The sequence below is a fragment of the Nannocystis pusilla genome, from assembly GCF_026626665.1.
Classification (GTDB): Bacteria; Myxococcota_A; Polyangia; order Nannocystales; family Nannocystaceae; genus Nannocystis; species Nannocystis pusilla.
The window spans coordinates 4,648,510-4,666,395 of record NZ_JAPNKE010000002.1 but is presented as its reverse complement, the minus strand read 5'-3'; the positions used below and the strand labels follow the sequence as shown (position 1 = coordinate 4,666,395).

Annotated in this window: 12 protein-coding genes and 2 pseudogenes; 5 read left to right on the top strand and 9 right to left on the bottom strand. The window is 73.0% G+C overall.

The window, feature by feature from the left end:
- Nucleotides 1-179 precede the first annotated feature (179 nt).
- The 4 genes and pseudogenes from OV079_RS20515 (at nt 180) to OV079_RS58255 (ending at nt 4,711) form a co-directional block, all read left to right on the top strand.
- The gene (locus OV079_RS20515) at nt 180-1,517 is read left to right on the top strand and encodes an Ig-like domain-containing protein (protein WP_267770533.1); all 1,338 of its coding nucleotides are present in this window, start codon (nt 180-182) and stop codon (nt 1,515-1,517) included.
- Nucleotides 1,518-1,857: 340 nt separating this feature from the next.
- Nucleotides 1,858-3,249, top strand: coding sequence for an Ig-like domain-containing protein (locus tag OV079_RS56095; RefSeq protein WP_267770532.1), 1,392 nt, complete (start codon nt 1,858-1,860; stop codon nt 3,247-3,249).
- A gap of 473 nt (nt 3,250-3,722) precedes the next feature.
- A pseudogene (locus OV079_RS58260) lies at nt 3,723-4,216 on the top strand (sigma 54-interacting transcriptional regulator); the annotation flags it as partial.
- Nucleotides 4,217-4,249: 33 nt separating this feature from the next.
- Nucleotides 4,250-4,711: an AAA-type ATPase lid domain-containing protein gene (locus tag OV079_RS58255; RefSeq protein WP_420829529.1), complete on the top strand. Its 462-nt coding sequence runs from the start codon at nt 4,250-4,252 to the stop codon at nt 4,709-4,711.
- 13 nt (nt 4,712-4,724) lie between these two features.
- Here OV079_RS58255 and OV079_RS20495 read toward each other — a convergent pair whose 3' ends face one another.
- The 3 genes and pseudogenes from OV079_RS20495 to OV079_RS58250 all read right to left on the bottom strand — a co-directional run bounded on the left by OV079_RS20495 (nt 4,725) and on the right by OV079_RS58250 (nt 6,997).
- Nucleotides 4,725-5,120, bottom strand: coding sequence for a DUF6691 family protein (locus tag OV079_RS20495; protein WP_267778603.1), 396 nt, complete (start codon nt 5,118-5,120; stop codon nt 4,725-4,727).
- Nucleotides 5,117-5,311 (bottom strand): YeeE/YedE family protein, encoded by a 195-nt coding sequence (locus OV079_RS54225; protein WP_276602757.1) that lies wholly within the window; start codon nt 5,309-5,311, stop codon nt 5,117-5,119. Before OV079_RS54225 ends, OV079_RS20495 begins: the two co-directional genes overlap by 4 nt.
- A gap of 490 nt (nt 5,312-5,801) precedes the next feature.
- Nucleotides 5,802-6,997: pseudogene (locus OV079_RS58250) on the bottom strand (NAD(P)/FAD-dependent oxidoreductase).
- Between the two features lie 535 nt (nt 6,998-7,532).
- Between OV079_RS58250 and OV079_RS20475 the strand changes: the two are divergent.
- On the top strand, nt 7,533-9,215 hold the full coding sequence (locus OV079_RS20475) for a SulP family inorganic anion transporter (protein WP_267770527.1): 1,683 nt from the start codon (nt 7,533-7,535) through the stop codon (nt 9,213-9,215).
- On the opposite strand, the gene OV079_RS20470 is transcribed toward OV079_RS20475, so the two are convergent.
- The 6 genes from OV079_RS20470 to OV079_RS20445 form a co-directional block, all read right to left on the bottom strand.
- Nucleotides 9,136-10,215: an MBL fold metallo-hydrolase gene (locus OV079_RS20470; protein WP_267770526.1), complete on the bottom strand. Its 1,080-nt coding sequence runs from the start codon at nt 10,213-10,215 to the stop codon at nt 9,136-9,138. The two genes, OV079_RS20475 and OV079_RS20470, sit on opposite strands and share 80 nt — an antisense overlap.
- A gap of 287 nt (nt 10,216-10,502) precedes the next feature.
- The gene (locus tag OV079_RS20465) at nt 10,503-10,889 is read right to left on the bottom strand and encodes a hypothetical protein (protein WP_267770524.1); all 387 of its coding nucleotides are present in this window, start codon (nt 10,887-10,889) and stop codon (nt 10,503-10,505) included.
- A gap of 110 nt (nt 10,890-10,999) precedes the next feature.
- Nucleotides 11,000-12,784: a signal peptide peptidase SppA gene (sppA, locus tag OV079_RS20460; RefSeq protein WP_267770523.1), complete on the bottom strand. Its 1,785-nt coding sequence runs from the start codon at nt 12,782-12,784 to the stop codon at nt 11,000-11,002.
- Nucleotides 12,785-12,855: 71 nt separating this feature from the next.
- Nucleotides 12,856-13,542, bottom strand: coding sequence for an RNA polymerase sigma factor (locus OV079_RS20455; protein WP_267770522.1), 687 nt, complete (start codon nt 13,540-13,542; stop codon nt 12,856-12,858).
- A 281-nt stretch (nt 13,543-13,823) separates the two neighbouring features.
- Nucleotides 13,824-14,531, bottom strand: coding sequence for a hypothetical protein (locus OV079_RS20450; RefSeq protein WP_267770521.1), 708 nt, complete (start codon nt 14,529-14,531; stop codon nt 13,824-13,826).
- Complete coding sequence (locus OV079_RS20445; protein WP_267770520.1) at nt 14,501-17,689, bottom strand: serine/threonine-protein kinase; 3,189 nt, start codon at nt 17,687-17,689, stop codon at nt 14,501-14,503. The genes OV079_RS20450 and OV079_RS20445 overlap by 31 nt, the downstream gene beginning before the upstream one ends.
- Between the last annotated feature and the right edge of the window lie 197 nt (nt 17,690-17,886).

Genomic DNA, 17,886 nt, shown 5'->3' with positions numbered 1-17,886 from the left:
TTGCCTAGGGTGGAACTTGGACAAACCCCATGATCCTGCCGTTCGCTGTCCCTCGATCGCAGTCCGTGGCATTCGCCATCGGGGTGTGCCTGTTGAGTTCGAGCGCGGTCGCCGCTCCGTTCGTGCAGCCATCGGCTGCGCCGGAAGCGCCAGAGCCGCAGGCGTGGCGGGCGGCGCCGATGATTCCACCGGCGCAGGAGGGCTTCGACCTGACCGCGCGGGTGCGCGCCAGCGAGGCCGGGCACGCCCAGGCCAACGTGTTCTTCCTGAACTACGACGGCGTGACCCTGAACCAGGGCGGGCAGGACAATTCGGCCACCAACACGACGGTGTTCAACGAGTTCGCCACCACGTACCAGCCCTACGGCGCCGGCAACAAGCGCGCGGCGTCGCTGCAGGCGGTCAAGTCGGACTGGGCCAAGTACGACGTGTCGGTCACCGACGTGCGCCCGAACGGCGGGCTCTACACGATGTGCGTCAATTCGCCGACGAACGTGTTCGGCGGCGGCGTGCTCGGGGTGGCGCCGCTCGATTGCAACGACAACATGGCGGCCAACATCGTGCTGGCGTTCCACAGCGCGAACGATCAGTTCTCGGCGGCGACCCAGGCGACGACGATGAGCCAGGAGATCGCCCACGCGTACGGGCTCGAGCACGTCAACGAGCCGAACGACATCATGAACCCGTACAACGCGGGCGGCGATCCGAGCTTCCTCGACAATTGCCTGACCCTCGACGGCGGCGGCAACCCCATCCAGTGCGGCGCGCAGCACAGCCAGTTCTGCGGCAACAACCAACAGAACTCGCACCAGGAGCTGCTGTGGCTGTTCGGCAGCGCGACGCCGGACCCGACGCCGCCGACCGTGGCGATCACGAACCCGAAGAACGGCGACCAATTCGTCGCGCCGGCGACGATCACGATCGTCGCCGAGGCGAGCGACAACGTCGGGGTCGCCGAGGTCAATCTCTACATCGACGGCATGAATCAAGGCGCGCCCGACGTGACGCCGCCCTATCAATGGGCCGACGCGACCTTCCCCGAGGGCACCTATTGCGTGGCGGCCCAGGCGATCGACGACGAGCCCAATTCGGCGATGTCGCCCGAGGTCTGTTTCACCGTGGTGCAGCAGAACGAGGGCACCACGACCGGGCCGTCGACCACCAGCGGGAGCCCGATCCGACCACCGGGGAGCTTCCGACCACCGGCGGCGAGACGGGCAACCTCGAGACCGGTGAGCCGGTGCCCGAGCCCGAGGGCAGCGACAGCGGTGACGACGGCGGCCTGCCGCCGTCCGACACCGCCGCGCTGCCGCCCGGGTTCGGCCAGGACGGCGGCGACGAGGGCTGCGGCTGCGCCCAGCCTGCCCGGCCAGGGGCCGCGGGGCTGGTCGTCCTGGTGGCGCTCGGGCTGGTCCGCCGGCGCCGGCGGGGCTGAGGAGACGGGCGAGCGACGAGGGGCCTGCTGCGCGCGGCGCGGCGGGCCCTTTTCGTTGCGGTCGGGCGTGAAAACGCGCTGAGTGCGCCTGGAACGTTGTCAACGCGCGTAGGGCGCGTTGACTGTGCGTGAAATGCCGGTGCGCGGCGGGCGGTGCGCAAGACTTGCGCAGTCTCACGTGGCGCGGCCAATTCCCTCCAAGACGGTTCGGGGACCCGCCGAGGGCCGGCGGAATGTCCGCACCACGCGAATCGTCGTTGTGCCGGCGAAAATAAGGCTTGAAGGCGGTGGCATGGATTGCCTATTGGAAATGTCGTACCGGAGTGAGGCACATGACATTGACCACCGACCGCCGTGCGCGCATTGTCGTCCTGTCGCTTGCGACCTGTCTCTTGAGCAATGCTGCGGGTGCGGCGCCGTATGTGCAATCCCCCGCGGCGGAGGCCTCGCCGGATCCGGAGCCGACGGGCGTGCGCGCCGCCCCGCTGGCGCCGCCGGCGACGCAGGACATCACGCGGATCAAGGCGAACGTGCCGCCGAGCGCCGCCGGCCAGGCGCAGACGAACGTGTTCTACCTGAACTACGACGGGGTGACGCTGAAGCACACCGGCAAGGACGACGCCAAGAAGGACGAGACGGCGTTCGCGGAGTTCGAGGAGACGTTCAAGCCGTACGGCGAGGGCAGCAAGCGCGCCGCCTCGCTGCAGGCGGTCAAGGCCGACTGGGCCAAGTACAAGGTGGTGATCACCGACGAGCGGCCGCAGGAGGGTGAATACACGATGTGCGTCAATTCGCCGACCAATGTGATCGGCGCCGGCGTGCTCGGGGTGGCGATGCTCGACTGCGAGGACGCGAAGGTCGCGTCGAACATCGTCCTGGCGTTCCACAGCGCCAAGGACAAGTACTCGGCGTCGACCCAGGCGACGACGATGAGCCAGGAGATCGCCCACGCGTACGGGCTCGAGCACGTCAACGAGCCCGACGACATCATGAACCCCTACAACGCCGGCGGCGACCCGAGCTTCCGCGACGAGTGCCTCAAGCTCGACACCAACGTGCCGGTCCACTGCGGCGACCAGCACAAGATGTTCTGCGACAAGGGCCAGAACTCGCACGCGAAGCTGATGTGGCTGTTCGGCAGCAACGAGCCCGATCCGGAGCCGCCGACGGTGGCGATCACGAGCCCGCAGGACGGCCAGGAGTTCTCCGCGCCGGCGCAGGTGACGGTCACGGTGGAGGCCAGCGACAACGTCGGCGTGGCCCAGGTCGACCTCTACGTCGACGGCGTCAACCAGGACGCGCCGGTGACGGTGCCGCCGTACGAGTGGAAGGACGCGACGTTCCCGGAGGGCTCGTACTGCCTGACCGCGGAGGCGCGCGACGACGAGCCCAATGTGGTGATGTCCGACCCGGTGTGCTTCACCGTGGTGGCCCAGAGCGAGCCGGGCGAGGGCGAGACCGGCGAGGCTCCGAATGGCAGCACCGGCGGGCCGATGCCCGGGCCGGGCGAGACCGGCGGATCGACCGGCGAGGGCGACCCGCAGGGCGGCGAGTCCTCCGGCGCGCCGGGGACGTCCGGCGATTCGGACGGCGAGGGCGACAGCGACTCCGGTGATTCGACGGGCGACGAGGGCTCGACCGACAGCGGCACCGGCGGAGGTCCCGTCACTCCGCCGGGCCCGCTGTACCCGCCCGGGTGGGGCCAGCAGGACAGCGACGACGGCTGCGGCTGCGCGCAGCAGCCGGGCCCCGGCGCGGCCGGGCTGGTGATGCTGCTGGGGATGTGCGCGCTCGGGCGCCGGCGCCGGCGCTGAGCTGTCTGAAGGGACAGGCGAGAATTTCAGCCGTCCTGAAGGGTCTGTCCGGCGAGCGGGCTGCATCGACGGACCGACCCTTCAGGACGGTATCTTCGAGCCATCGGTCTCGAGGGACAGGTGACAGGTTTTGCCGCCCTGAAGGGTAGGCCCGGCGAGCGGGCTGCATCGACGAGCCCACCCTTCAGGACGGTCGTCTTGCGATCGGGCTTTGCTGCCCCGAAGATCAGGTCCGCCGCGCGCACGGCGGACCTGGGCTTCGGGGCGGCCGTTTGCCGTCCGGGCAGGCAGACCGATCTCGAGAGCCGGTCGCCGGAACCGGCCATGGGCGGGCATGTCGCGACAAGGAGGTCGGTGGCCGCGCTGCCGCCGGACGCGGGTGGAGAGGGCGTCCGGCGGGGGAGAGCGGCCCCTGAGAGGCAGTTCGTCGGCGGCGTTGCCCCTGGAGCGGGGGTGGTGCATCGTGTCGCGACATGCCCGGCAAGAGCAGTCCGCGGCCGAGCCGGCCGTTGCGCGAGTTCCACGGCATCTACACCGTCTCGCCGCAGATGTTCGCGCTGTTCGAGCAGCTGTCGCGGGTCGCGCGCTCGGACGCGAGCGTGCTCATCCGCGGCGAGACGGGCACGGGCAAGGAGCTGGTGGCGCGCGCGCTCCATCAGCGAGCGCGCGCGGCAAGGGGCCGTTCCAGGCCGTCAACTGCGCGACGCTGACGGGCGAGTTGCTGGCGTCGGAGCTGTTCGGGCACGTCCGCGGCGCGTTCACGGGGGCGATCCGCGACCGCCCGGGGCTGTTCCGCCAGGCCCACCGCGGTTCGATCTTCCTCGACGAGATCGCCGAGATGCCGCTCGAGATCCAGGCCCGCCTGCTGCGGGTGCTGCAGGAGCGCAACTTCGTGCCGGTCGGCGGGACGCAGACGGTCGAGGTCGATGTCCGGCTGATCTCGGCGACCCACCGCTCGCTGCGCGAGGAGTCGCGCCAGCACCGGTTCCGCGAGGACCTGATGTACCGGGTCCGCGTGGTGCCGCTGTTCCTGCCGCCGCTGGCCGAGCGCGTCGGCGACGTCGAGGCGCTGGCCTGGCACTTCATCGACCGGTTCGCGGCCCAGGGAGGGCGGCGGATCGAGCGGATCGATCGGCCGGTGATGGAGGCGTTGCTGGCCTACCCGTGGCCAGGTAACGTCCGCGAGCTGCGCAACGCGATCGAGTACGCGTGTGCGATCGGCGAGGGCCCGAACTACGAGCTCGCCGACCTGACGCCGGAGCTGCGCGGGGAGCCGCCGCCGCGGGTGCTGCCGCAGGGATACCCGCCCGTCGCGCCCGCCGGCGAGGCCGAGGCGGTCGAACGGGCCCGCCTGCTCGAGGCGCTGCGGCGCACCGGCGGCCGCAAGGGCGAGGCCGCCCGCTTGCTCGGGGTCGATCGCTCGACGCTGTGGCGCAAGCTGCGAGAGCACCGATTGTCCTGAGCCCGCGATCGAGTCAGCCTCGGCGAGCGTGCAGGGCCATGCCGGCGAACATCGCGGCGACGAACAGCCCCACCAGCGGGTCGCCGCCGGCCAGGGCGGTGAGGGCCGGGCCAGGGCACAGACCCACGAGCCCCCAGCCGAGGCCGAACAGCGCGGCCCCGACGAGCAACTTGCGGTCGATGTCGCTGCGCGTCGGCAGCCAGAAGCGCCAGGCGAACACGGGGCGCTCGCGCCGGAGCACCCGCGGAAAGCCGAGCAAGGTGACCGCCGTGGCGCCGCCCATGGTGAGCAGCAAGGCGGGGTCGCGGAACTCGAGGAAGCCGAGGACGCGCGCCGGCTGGGTCATGCCGGCGAGGCCGAGGCCGAGCGCGAAGAGGAGACCGACGAGGGCGGCGACGACGAGGTTCACGAGGCACCTCCGAGCAGCAGCGGGCGCAGGACCTGGGCCGCGAGCGCGCCGGTCGTCATGAACACGAGCACCGCGGCGAGTGAGCGCGGCGAGCGGCGACCGAGCCCGCACACGCCGTGGCCGCTGGTGCAGCCGTTGCCCGCGCGCGCGCCGTAGCCGACGAGGAGGCCGGCCGCGACGACGAGGGCCACGGCGCCGGCAAGCCGTGCGGCAGGGCCGAAGGAGCGAAGCGCAGCAGGAGGAGGCCGCCGAGGAGGAGGCCGCCGAGGAAGGCGAGTCGCCAGCCGCGATCGCCGGCGGGCGCGTTCACGAGGCCGCCGACGATGCCGCTGACGCCGGCGATCCGGCCGCTCAACCCGAGCAAGAGCAGGGCGCTCACACCGATGAGGACGCCGCCCAGCAGCGGCGAAAGGAGAGGCGAGACGAGCATGGCCGGGACTTAGCACGCGGCGTGCCAGCGAGAAGCCGAGCGCAGGAGCAGAGGGTGGGCGTCGAGGTTGCAACGTGGTCGCGACGGTCGCTCCGGGGATCGAAGCGAGGTTCGCGGCCGCGATCGCTGAGGAGCGAGCGGGCGCTGCCTCGACCCGCCGGAGCGAGCGGAGGAGCGGAGCGCAGGGTGCTCGTGCGACGAGGCCCGACGCCCACGGGGGATCGTCGGGCGCGAGCGCGGTGACTTCAGGGTCAGGCGCGCCCGCGCAGCATGCCGTGCCAGTACATCTGCGGCAGCGCGTACTTCTTGAGCAGGTACATGCTGCGCCGCTCCTTGGCCTGGTCGAAGGGGAAGGTCTCGGCCGGGTTGCCGTCGTAGTCGAACTCGGCGAGCACGAGGCGGCCGTAGCCGGTGACCAGCGGGCACGAGGTGTAGCCGTCGTAGGCGGCTTCGCCCGGGCGGCCCGCCATCGCGGCCAGCAGGTTGGCGACCAGCACCGGCGCCTGCTTGCGGATCGCCGCGCCCGTCTTCGAGGTCGGCAGGTTGCTGGCGTCACCGAGCGCGAACACGTCAGAGAAGCGGCGGTGCTGCAGCGAGTGCTTGTCGACGTCGACCCACCCGTTGGCGTCGGCGAGGGGCTCGCGCGCACGAAGTCGGGCGGACCCATCGGCGGGGTGACGTGCAACAGGTCGTACTTGAGGACGACCTCCTCGGCGGCCTGACCGGGGACCGCGCGGGTGAACACCGCCTCGCGGCTGGCCGGGCGCACGGCGATCAGGTTGTGGTGGAAGCGGGTGACGACGTCGCGCTCGCGGACCAGGCGCTCGAGGGTGTCGGCGTATTTCTTGACGGCGAAGATCTTGGCGCCCGCGCTGGCGAACACGACCTCGATCGCGTCACGCACGCCGGTGCGGCGGAAGTGGTGCTCGGCGAGCCACATGATCTTCTGCGGGGCGCCGCCGCACTTCACCGGGGTGTTCGGCATGGTGAAGATCGCCCGGCCCTGGCGCAGCCCGCGGATGAAGTCCCAGGTGCGATCGACGAACTCGAAGCTGTAGTTGCTGCACACGCCGTCGCGGCCGAGCGCGGCGGTCAGCCCGTCGATCTTGTGCCAGTCGAGCTGGATCCCGGGCGCCACCACCAGCCAGTCGTAGCTGATGCGGCGGCCGTCGCGGGTGACGAGGCGCCGCTGCTCCGGCTGAAACTCGACGACGGCGTCGCGGATCCACGTGGCCCCGCGCGGGATGAGGCCGGCCTCGGGCCGCACGGTGGACTCCCGGGTCGCAGCTCCGCCGCCGACGAGGGTCCACAGCGGCTGGTAGTAGTGCCGATCCGAGGGCTCGACGATGGCGATGTCGGGCTGGGCGAGCGCGCGAGCCAGGCGAGACGCGACGGTGATGCCGCCGGTGCCGCCGCCGACGATGACGATCTTGTGGTGGTTCGACATGACGCCGGCAGAGGTTGCAGGTCCCGTACCAGGCCTCGGCTCGGTCCAGAAGCGAAGACGCGAGGCAGGCGAGAGAAAGGGTTGCGCGAGGGTGCAGCGTTTGCGCGGGTGCGGCTGTAGCGGTGTGGCAACATGTCGCGACATGGCATGTTTTCGTCGTTCAGGTGAAGCCATATGGAGGAATTCAGGAGAATTGTGTGTCGCGACGATCGGTGAATGGTCACGATTCGTGACCTCGCAGGCGTCACGGGGTCGATCGTGACGGTGTGAGAGAGGTGGCGCGTGTGCGCGGCCTTCGTGCGCCTGCTGCCACACGCCGGGCGGTCGTGACGCGAGCGAGAGCGGCGGCCGTGTCCTCGACGTCCTTGCACCTTCGCTGCGCCGCGGAGGTCGAGCGCGCCGCGTGCGGAGAGGTCCTCGGCGTTCATGCACGCTCGCTGCGTTCGCGCGCCGAGACGGGGTGGACGTGTCCGCACGGGTTCGAGGGTGGCCTGGCGCGTGCAGAGGCGGGGCGGTGGACCGACTGCGACGCCTCGTGCCCCTCCTCGTTTGGCTGCCTCGCTATCGCCGGAGCGACCTCCCCGGCGACCTCACCGCGGGGTTGACGACGGCGGTGATGTTGATCCCGCAGGCGATGGCCTACGCGATGCTGGCCGGGCTGCCGCCGATCGTCGGGCTCTACGCGGCGATCGCCCCGCTCGTCGTGTACGCGGTGTTCGGCGGCTCGGCGAAGCTGGCCGTAGGTCCGGTGGCGATGGACTCGCTGCTGGTGGCGGCGGCGCTGAGCGGCGTGACGCTGGCGGCCGGAGAGTCGCAGGTCACGGTCGCGGCCGCGCTGGCGGTGATGGTCGGGGCGGTGCAGCTGACGATGGGCGCGCTGAGGCTCGGCTTCGTCGTCAACTTCCTGTCGCAGCCGGTGCTCGCGGCGTTCACGTCGGCGGCGGCGGTCGTCATCGCGGCCAGCCAGCTCGGCGCGCTGTTCGGGGTCAAGCTGCCGGCGAGCACCGGCATCCACGCGATCGCGGCCGACCTGTGGGCGGCGCGCGCCGGGCTGCACGCGCCGACGTTGCTGGTCGGACTGGCGGCGATGGCCCTGCTGCTCGCGCTGCGGCGCTTCCGGGGTCGAGCGCTGGTGGTGGTGGCGCTGGCGCTCGCGGGCTCGTGGGGGCTCGACCTGCCGGCGCACGGGGTCGCGGTCCTCGGCCCGGTGCCGGCGGGTCTGCCGACGCCGGCGCTGCCGGTCGCGTCGTGGGCCACGATCGTGGCGCTGGCGCCGGCGGCGGTGACGATCGCGCTGCTGTCGTTCGTGGAGGCGCTGTCCTCGAGCCTGGCGGTGGCGGACGCCGACGACCGCCCCGCGCCCGACCGCGAGCTGGCGGCGCTCGGCCTCAGCAACATCGCCACCGGGTTCATGCGCGGCTACCCGATCGCCGGCGGGCTGTCGCGCACGGCCGTCAACGCGCAGGCCGGGGCGCGCACGGGCCTGGCCGGCCTGTTCACGGCGGGGCTGGTGGCGCTGGCGCTGGTGGTGCTGGCGCCGCTGCTGCGCGACCTGCCGCGGGCGGCGCTGGCGGCGATCATCCTCGTGTCGGTGGCGGGGCTCGTCGATCTCGAGCTGCCCCGCGCGCTGTGGCGGCTGCGGCGGCGCGAGTCGATGACGTACGGGGTGACTCTGGCGGCGACGCTGATGCTGGGGATCACGCTCGGGCTGGCGCTGGGGGTGCTGCTGTCGCTGGCGCTGTTCGTGCTGCGGACGACGCGGCCGCACACGGCGGAGCTCGGGCGGCTGCCGGGCACGGAGGTGTATCGCAACCGGGCCCGCTTCGCCGACGCGCTGCCGGTGCCCGGGCTGCTGCTGTTGCGCCTCGACGCCCAGCTTTACTTCGCCAACGCGGCCTTCCTGCGCGAGGCGGTGCTGCGTCGGCTCGAGTCGACGACGGCCCCGATCCGCGCGGTGATCCTCGACTGCAGCGGGATCCACGACGTCGACGTGTCGGCGCTGGCGACCCTGCGCGAGCTCCGGCGCACGTTGACGGCGCGAGGCGTGGAGCTCCACTTCGCGGCGGTGACCGGCCCGGTGCGCGACGTGTTCGCGCGCTCGCGCTTCGCCGCGGAGGTCGGCGCGCAGCGCTTCAGCTTCACGGTGCACGAGGCCGTCCGCCGCGCGCTGGGCGAGCCGGTGGCGCTCGACCCACGCGCGCTGCAGGCGATGGTGTGACGGCCGCTCGCGCGGCGGAGGTCCGCGGCGCATGCAGGTAGCGACGGGTCGGTCGAGCCTCGGTGAACGCGAGGCGCGATCGGTCCGTGACGATCGCTATCACGACGGTCGCAAGACTCAGCCGAGGCCGTCGATCGGCGAGCGGAGGCGCAGCGGGATTCAAGAAGGAGGTCTTGTCGGGCGACGAGGGGTCGGGCAAGTGCCCCGCGCGGATGTTGACCTGCAGGCTGGGGTAGAGCAGCTTGGGCGCGTCGAGCTTGGCGTCGCGGGCGCGGCGGAAGGCGACGAAGTCCTCCTCGCTGCGGTCGGCGGGCAGCTGGACGTTGTGCCGACGCTCTTCGCCGATGGTCGACTCGAACGCCAGCGGGCGGCCGTTCGGCTGGTAGTCGTGGCCGACGAACACGCGGGTCTCGTCGGGGAGGGCGTAGAGGCGGGCGGTGACCGAGTGGTACATCGCCTCGGCGCTGCCGCGCGGGAAGTCGCAGCGGCCGGTGCCGTAGTCGGGCATGAACAGGGCGTCGCCGGTGAACACGGCGTCGCCGATGTGATAGCTGACGCACGCGGGCGTGTGCCCCGGGGTGGCGATCACGCCGACCACGAGGCTGCCGGCCGCGAACCTCTCGCCGTCGGTGAGCAGGCGATCGAACTGCCGCCCGTCGACGGCGAACTCGTCGCCGAGCTCGAAGATCTGGCGAAACACGCTCTGGACCTCCCGGATCCGCTCGCCGATCGCCACGAACGCGCCGGGGAAGCGCGCCCGCAGCACCTGCGAGCCGGTCAAGTGATCGGCGTGCGCGTGGGTCTCGAGGATCGCCCGCAGCGTGAGGCCCTCGCGCCGCAGGTACGCGCTGACCTGATCGACCGACTCGGTGGAGACGATGGCGCCGCCCGCCTCGTAGTCGAGGACGGGATCGATGACGAGAGCGTCGCGGGTGTCCGGGTCGACGACGACGTAGGTGAGGGTGAAGGTCCGGGGATCGAAGAAGGGCTCGACGTGCATGAGGACTCCTGCCGGGCCCGCGGGACGCGCCGCGCAATCGGTGCGTCGGTCGCCGATCGTTGCGCGGCCGAACGCCGCGGTCGCAATGTCGGCTGGGCTTCGCGGGCCATGCCCAACAACGCTGCATCGTCCATGCCAGCCGGCCGGACCGCGGCAGGGCGCGGAGCGGCGACCCGCTCGCGCCGGCAAAGCAGGACCCCCGGCGCGCAGGGCTCGGCGTGCGTGAATGTCTTGAAGGACAGGTCCTTCAAGACATTATAGATAGACAGGCTCGGAGGGCGACGCGGTCAGGGCGACGCCTGCGCCGGCGCTGCGGGCGGCGGGACGGCCCACTGGGGCTCTCCGCCGACCACGAAGGCGGCCCGCTCGCTGCCGTCGACGGCGAAGAAGCGGATCCGGTCGCTCTCGACCGTCACCGCGCCGACGCCCTCTCGCTGCATGCGGAGCTCGTGGCCGACGATGTGCACGGCGGCTCGCGCGTCGCCGACCCGGATCTCCCGCGCCATCAACAGGCCGAGCTGCTCCTGCGTGCTGCTCTGGCTGTACTCGCCGCTGCCGCAAGTGACGAGCGCGAGCAGCAGGGCGACCAGGCCGAGCGTCGTCAGGCGCAGGCGGTGGACCGTGGCTTCGAGGGCGAGGAGGCGGGCTTCGAGCGCGGCAGTGGGCGGGTTCATGGCAGCGCCCAGACATAGCGGGCGCCGCGGTCGCCGGGCAAGGCGTGACCCCGGCTCGTTCGCGCGCGGCGGACGGCGCCGCGCATCGACAAAATGTCCCGAGGGACAGATCAGTCGCCGAGGGCGACGGGCAGGGTGCTGACCACGCCGTGGGCGCCGGGGCCGAGGCCGAGGGCGCGCAGCTCGGCGGCCACGGGGCGCAGCTCGTCGACCAGGCCGACGGTGAGCTGGACCTGGGCGGCGACCGACTCGCTGTTGTCGTTGCCGCCGCCGAGCAGGGAGCCGAGCAGGCCCTTGTCTTCCGGATAGACCTTGAGCTCGATGTCGGCGTCGGCGTCGAGGCCGGCGGCCTCGCGGGCCAGGCGGAGGGCGACCGGCCAGCCGCCGAGCTCGTCGACGAGGCCGAGCTCCTTGGCGTCGGCGCCGGTCCAGATCCGGCCCTTGGCGACCTCGCGGACCTTCTCGATCGGCAGGCCGCGACCCTCGGCGACCTTGGTGGTGAAGTCGACGTAGACGCGGTCGAGCCAGGCCTGGAAGCGCTGCCAGCCCTGGGCGCTGTAGTCGTGGGTGTCGCTGAAGAAGTCGCTGTTGGCCGAGCTGCCGATCGCGTCGTAGGTGACGCCGAGGCGCTCGAACAGCTGACGCGTGAGCATCTTGCCGCCGAGCACGCCGATCGAGCCGGTGATGGTGCCGGGCTGGGCGACGATCTTGGTCGCGTGCATGGCGACGAAGTAGCCGCCCGAGCCGGCGACGTTGCCCATGCTGACGATGACCGGCTTGCCGGCCTGCTTGGCCCGGACCGTCTCGCGCCAGATCGCGTCGGAGGCGACGTACGAGCCGCCGGGGCTGTCGACGCGGAACACGATCGCCTTGACCTCGGGGTCGTCGATGGCGGCGCGCAGGGCCGCGCCGACGGTGTCGGAGCCCATGGTGGCTTCGCGGAACAGCGGGTCGAAGCTGCTCTCGCCGCGCTGGACCGGGCCGAGGCCGTAGACGACGGCGATCCGGGCGCCGCGGGTCCACGGGCTGCCGGCGCGGTCGAGGTAGCGGTCGTGCCACAGCAGCTCGGCGCCGTCGCCGGCGCGCGCCTTGACGGCGGCCATGACCTCGTCGCGGTAGCCGAGCTTGTCGACCAGGCCCTCCTTCAGGGCCTCGGGGCCGAGGAACGGGCCGCGGTCGATCAGCGCGCGCACGGCCTCGGGCGCCAGCTGGCGGCGCTCGGCGATGCCGCTGACGAGCTGATCGAACATGCTCCCCAGGACAGCCTGGCTGGCCTCCTTGTGCGCCGGGGTGAAGGCGCGCTCGGTGTACTGGTTGAGCGCGTTCTTGTACTCGTAGCGGTGGTCCATGCGGACCGCGACGTCGAGCTTGTCGAGCGCGCCGCGGTAGAACGTGGGCTGCATCATCAGGCCGTTGAGGCCGACGTCCCCGGACGGCTGCAGCCAGATCTCGTCGAACGCGGTGGCGAGGTAGTAGCCCTGGTTGCCGGGCCCGAACTCGCCGAAGGTCTCGGAGAAGGCGACCGCGAACTTGCCGCTGGCGCGGAAGCCGGCGATCGCGTCGCGCAGCTCCTGGGTGCGGGCGAGGCCGGAGCCGGCGCCGCCGATGTGCGCGACCAGGCCGGCCACGCGGTCGTCGGTGCGGGCCCGCTCGAGCGCGGCGACGAGGTCGTCGACGGTCGGGCCGCCGCCGCCGAGCGCGCGCGCGATCGGGTCGGCCGCCGCGTGCTCGGCGAAGGGCCGCTCGAAGTCGATCTCCAGCACCGTCTTGACCGGGACGCCGGGCCCGCCGCAGGCGCAGCGGACCGACACGGTGAAGAGCGCCAGCAGGGCGACGGCGGTGGACAGGACGCCGATGACGGCGAAGAACCGGAGGCTGCGGGACGGTCGAGTCATGCCGATGTCGCTACGAAGTGCCGGACGCTGCGGCCCGCGCGGTGAAAACAGCGCCGGGGGCGCCGAGCTCATCAGGTGGCCGCGGCGGCCCCGGACGGCGATTCGTCGTCGTTGTCGTCCTTGGCCGTCATGCGTGAGACCGCAGCGCCCTCGCGCAGGGTTTCACCGAGCTGCTTGGCCCAGCCGTCGAGGTCGCCCATGGTGCTCTCGAGCTGGGTCTTGCTGAGCGTGATCGACTCCATGATCTCGCGCAGCATCTCCTTGGCCCGCCGCAGCCGGCTCTTGACCGTGCCGCTCGGGATCTCCAGCACCGTGGCGACCTCGGTGGCCGACATGTTCTCCCAGTAGTGCAGCTCGAGCGCGATCTGCAGGTCGATCGGCAGCCGGCGCAGCGCCTCGTGCAGCAGCTTCTGCTCGTTGTGCTTGGCGACGACGGTGCTCGGCGACGGGTCGAGGTCGAAGAAGGACTTCGACTCGATGTCCAGCTCGTTGTTGAGCTTGCGCCGGCGCCGGTAGTGGGCCAGCAGCTCGAGCCGGGCGACGCCGAACAGGTACGTGCGGAAGGTCGAGGCGCCGCGGAAGCGGTCGCGGGTCTCGACGCACGCGAGCAGGGTCCGCTGCATGACCTCGTCGGTGTCGTCGCCGACCTTGTTGCGCAAGAACCGATGGATGCTCTCGAAGTGGCGGTCGAACAGCTTGCTGCCGGCCTGCAGGTCGCCGCCCCGCCAGGCGTCGAGGAGCTCGAAGTCGTCGGACATCCCTGCGACGGTAGCACGGGGAGGCCGGAGCTTCGGCGGAGCGGGCGCGTAGAGCCGGATCACGCGCGGCCCACGGGGAAGAAGCCGGCGCAGGCGTGCGTGTCCGCAGGTCGCCGGGGCCGCGAGGCGAGCGGAGACGTGAGGTCTGCGGCATCGGCAAGTCCGCGGTCTGCAGCGTCGGAGGGCCGGACCGGCCGCGCAGGGCGTTCGCGTCGAGCGATCGCGGGCTTCGGTGCGGATGCAACGGCCGCGGCTCGCCGCCCTGCGAGCGCCGCGGCGGCTCACGCGGGCAGCGCCGGGGCGAGCAGGGCGGCGAAGCAGTCGGGGTGCTCGACGCCGAGCGCTCGCAGGGCGCCGCGCGGGACCTCGCCGCTGCGACCGGCCAGTCGGGCCAGGCGCAGCTCGGCGGCGGCCTGGTGCGCGGCCATGCCGGCGGCCGCGAACGCGTCGGCGGCGGTGTGCAGCAGGGTCTGCGCGCCGCCCGAGTCGCCGGCGAGGTGGCGCAGGCCGGCGCGCAGGAGGGCGGCGTGGCCGACGGCGCCGTCGCGCTGCAGGCTGTCGGCGGCGCGCTCGATCGCCCGCCGCAGGCCCTCGCGGGTCGACGTGGCCGGGCCGGCGGCGAGAGCGGCGAGGGCGACACGGCCGGTCAACTCGGTGGCCTGGACGCGCAGCGGCAGCAGGTGCGCCAGGCCGCTGCGGGCCAGCGCCGGCCCGGCCGCCTCGACCTGGGCCCAGGCGCCCGCGGGGTCGCCGGCGGCCAGCAAGGCGTGGGCCTCGGCGCCGAGGATCTGGAGGTGCTGCATGTGGAAGGCGCGCGGGTCGGCGGCCGGCCAGGCGGCGGCGCTCTCGACCGCCAGGGCCTGCGCGCCGACCGGGTCGCCGTCGACCGCGGCCAGCCAGGCCGCCAGGGAGGCGCAGGCGACGTGCGCGGCCCGGTCGTCGGCGAAGCGCGCGGCGGTCAGCAGGGCCGGGACCTCCTCCAGCAGCACGTCGTAGCGGCCGAGGTGGAGGAGCGCGCGGAATTGGCACAGGCGGGCCAGGGTCGACAGGCCGGGCAGCTCGGGCGCGTGCAGGGTGCCGGCGCGCAGCAGCGGCCCGGCGAGCGCCAGCGCGCGCGTCGGCGAGCCGCCGGCTGTCTCGGCCAGCAGGTCGACCAGGTCGCACAGGTCGGCGATGCCGGCGGCGCCGCTGGAGCGGGCGAGGGCGCGCGCGGAGGCGAGGAGCGGGTCGATCTGGGCGCGCGACCGCGCCCTCCGGGCCCGAGCAGGCAGGCCTCGAGCGCGAAGGCGCGCGCGACCCGGCGCGTCTCGCCGGTCCGCAGGGCCAGCAGGAGGTGGCGCGCCTGGGCGTCGGCGGCGGCGCCGGGGTCGACGACGAGGGTCGAGAGCGCGGCGGCGAAGCAGAGGTCGACCCGCGCCAGCTCCATGGGGCCTATGTCGGCCTCGGCGCGGGCGGTGAAGTCGAGGCCGCGGACCATCTTCTGGCCGCGCCGCCACAGCGCGCCGAGCTTGTCGCGCATCGAGGCGTCGCCCGAGGACAGGCCGGCGGCGACGAGGGCGGCGGCGAGAATCTCGTGGCCGCGGGCGAGGTGGCCGGCGGTGATGAACTGGGCCGCGGCGGCGCCGACGAGGGCGAGGTCGCCGGCCGGGTCGCCGCCGCTGCGGGCCGAGAGGTAGGCCTCGGCGGCCTCGCGGCTGTGGCCGGCGCGCGCGAGGGTGTCGCCGAGCTCGCGCGCGAGCCCCGGGGCGGCGCCGGGCGGGGCGAGGTCGCGGGCGACGCGGAGGAAGGCGGCGGCGCGCAGGAAGTCGTCGGCCTCGCGGTAAAAGGTGGCGGCGCGGCGGGCCAGGGCGAGCGCGCGGGCGGTGTCGCCGGCGGCGCGCAGGTGCTCGATGAGGGCGAACGGGTCGGTCTGCGGCTCGCGCTCGAGCGCGGCGGCGAGGCGGCCGTGGAGCTCGCGCAGCGCCGGGCCGTCGAGGCGGATCAGCACCGCCTCGCGGGTGCGCTCGTGCTGCACGTCGAGCACGAGCTCGCCCTGCTCGCCGAGCAGGTCGGAGCCGGCGGCGGTGAAGCTGCGGACCAGGCCCGCGGCCTGGAGCTGATGGAGGTCGGCGAGCCCGGCGTTGCCGGCGTTGCCGGTGAAGCCGGCGACCGCGAACGCGACCGCCTGGGCCAGCGGGCGCCCGGCCACCGCGAGCACCTCGAGCAGGCGCCGCTGGGTCGAGGTGAGGCGGGAGATCCGGATCTCGATCAGCTCGTCGAGGGTGACCTCGGGCGCGCTGCCGGCCCCGTGGGCGACGAAGCGCGCCAGCTCGTGGAGCAGCTGCGGGCTGCCCCCGGCCTCGGCGGCGACGCGGCGCAGCCGCTGCGGCGGGGTGTCGGGCCCGAGCAGGATCTCGGCCAGCGCGTCGGTCTCGTCGGCCGACAGCGGCAGCAGCTCGAGCACCTGCACCGAAGACCCTGCCTGTTCGACCATGTCCTTGAGGACATCCAGAGCGCGCAGCGCCGGGCTGTCGCTGTCCTCGCTGCGGTAGCTGGCGATCAGCAGGGCGCGCGGGGCCTGCGGCGGGCGCAGCAGCTCGGCCAGCGCGCGCACGCTGTCGGCGTCGCCCCACTGCAGGTCGTCGATCCACAGCACCAGCGGGCGGCGGGCGCCGAGGCCGAGCAGCAGCCGCCGCAGGGCGCGGAAGGCCGGGGCGTCGGGGCGGAGGGCGGCCCGGAGATCGCGCCGCGTGGGGATGGCCGAAGGGACAGGTGTGACGGCGGCCACGGCCGGGGCCTGGTGGAGCACCGGGAACAGGGCGACCAGCGAATCGACCTCGGGCGGCAGGACGGCGGCGACCTCGGCCTCGTCGCGCTGGCGCAGCTGGCGGGCCAGGGCGTCGACCAGGCTGTCGAGCGCCTTGTACGGGACGGTGTCGCGCTCGTAACAGCGCGCGCGCAGCAGGGCGGCGCGGTGGCGCAGGCCGTCGGTGACGTGGCGGATCAGCGCGCTCTTGCCGAGGCCCGCGCGGCCGTGGACGAGGACGACGGCCGGGCCGGACTCGACCGGTCCGGCGATCGCGGGCGCGGCGCCGGCCGGCTCGGCGACCGCGGGCGCGGCTTCGGCCGGCGCGGGGATCGCGGTCCGCTCGAAGCCGTCGAAGGCCAGCCGGAGCGCGCGCACCTGGGCCGCCCGGCCGACGAAGCTGCGCGCGCCGACGTGGGTGGCCGCCGGCGACAGGTAGGCGGCCGCCTGGACCCGCTGCAGGTGGCTGCGGTCGCTGTGGAACAGGGCCAGCAGCTCGGGGGCGCCGGGCCTGACCTTCGGGTCAGGTTGGAGCAGGCGCAGGCAGACGACGTCGAGTTCGTCGGGGATGCCGGCGACCAGGGTGCGCGGGGGCGGCGGGGGGCCCTGCTGCTTGCGCTCCATCATGCGCGCCAGGTTCTCCCCGGAGTAGGGGACGCGGCCGGTGAGCGCCATGTAGAGGGTGGCGCCGACGCTGTACCAGTCGCTCGCGGGCGTGCGCGCGCCGCCGACGGCCTGCTCGGGGGCCATGTACGCCGGCGTGCCGACCACGAGGCTGCCGGCGGTCGACTCGAGGGTGCCGACCGTCTCTTCACCGACGAAGCCGAAGTCCATGAGGACGACGCGCCCCTCGGGGGTGACCATGACGTTGGTCGGCTTGATGTCGCGGTGGAGCTTGTGGCTCTGGTGGAGCGCGAACACCCCGTCGACGAGCTGGGCGAACACCGCTCGCAGGCGGGCGAAGTCGGTGACGGGAGTGGCGGTCGGCGCCTCGGGGGCGGTCTCCACGCCCCACAGATACGTGAGCAGCGGGGAGCCCCGGATGAGCTCCATCGTGAAGAAGTACTGCTCGTGGTCGCGATACATCTTGTGCAGCTCGACCAGGTTCGGGTGCGACAGCCGCGACAGCGCCCGGAACTCGCGCTTGAAGAGCGCCAGTGCGCGCGCGCTCGGGGCCCGCAGCGTCTTGAGCGCCACGTTCTCGCCGCGACGGGGGTCGAAGGCCTCATACACGATGCCCATCGCCCCGGAGCCGAGCACCTTGATGATCTCGAAGTTGCCGAGGAGCACCGGCTGGTGCGGCTGCTTGAACACCGCGGCGCGCATCAAGGCGCGCAGTCTGTCCGCCTCGAGGTCGGCCACGCCTGCACCGGGCACCTTAGCACGGGACCGCAAACGCCGGGGCGGGGAGTTGCCGAGGTCTCCAGCGAGGCCGCGTCGAGGGGTTTCCCGCCTGTGCGCGCGATAGGTCTGTGATACGGCTGGTCGAACAGATTTCTTGGAAAGGCAGGCGACGATGAAAAGCCGCGACAAGGCGACGAGGCCGTGGCGGGGATTAC

What these genes read in the sequence shown, in the direction of transcription:
- OV079_RS20515 (WP_267770533.1), top strand. Translation starts at nt 180, where the DNA reads ATGATTCCACCGGCGCAGGAGGGCTTCGACCTGACCGCGCGGGTGCGC.
- OV079_RS58255 (WP_420829529.1), top strand. Translation starts at nt 4,250, where the DNA reads ATGTACCGGGTCCGCGTGGTGCCGCTGTTCCTGCCGCCGCTGGCCGAG.
- OV079_RS20470 (WP_267770526.1), bottom strand. Translation starts at nt 10,215, where the DNA reads ATGCACGTCGAGCCCTTCTTCGATCCCCGGACCTTCACCCTCACCTAC.
- OV079_RS20465 (WP_267770524.1), bottom strand. Translation starts at nt 10,889, where the DNA reads ATGAACCCGCCCACTGCCGCGCTCGAAGCCCGCCTCCTCGCCCTCGAA.
- sppA (WP_267770523.1), bottom strand. Translation starts at nt 12,784, where the DNA reads ATGACTCGACCGTCCCGCAGCCTCCGGTTCTTCGCCGTCATCGGCGTC.
- OV079_RS20455 (WP_267770522.1), bottom strand. Translation starts at nt 13,542, where the DNA reads ATGTCCGACGACTTCGAGCTCCTCGACGCCTGGCGGGGCGGCGACCTG.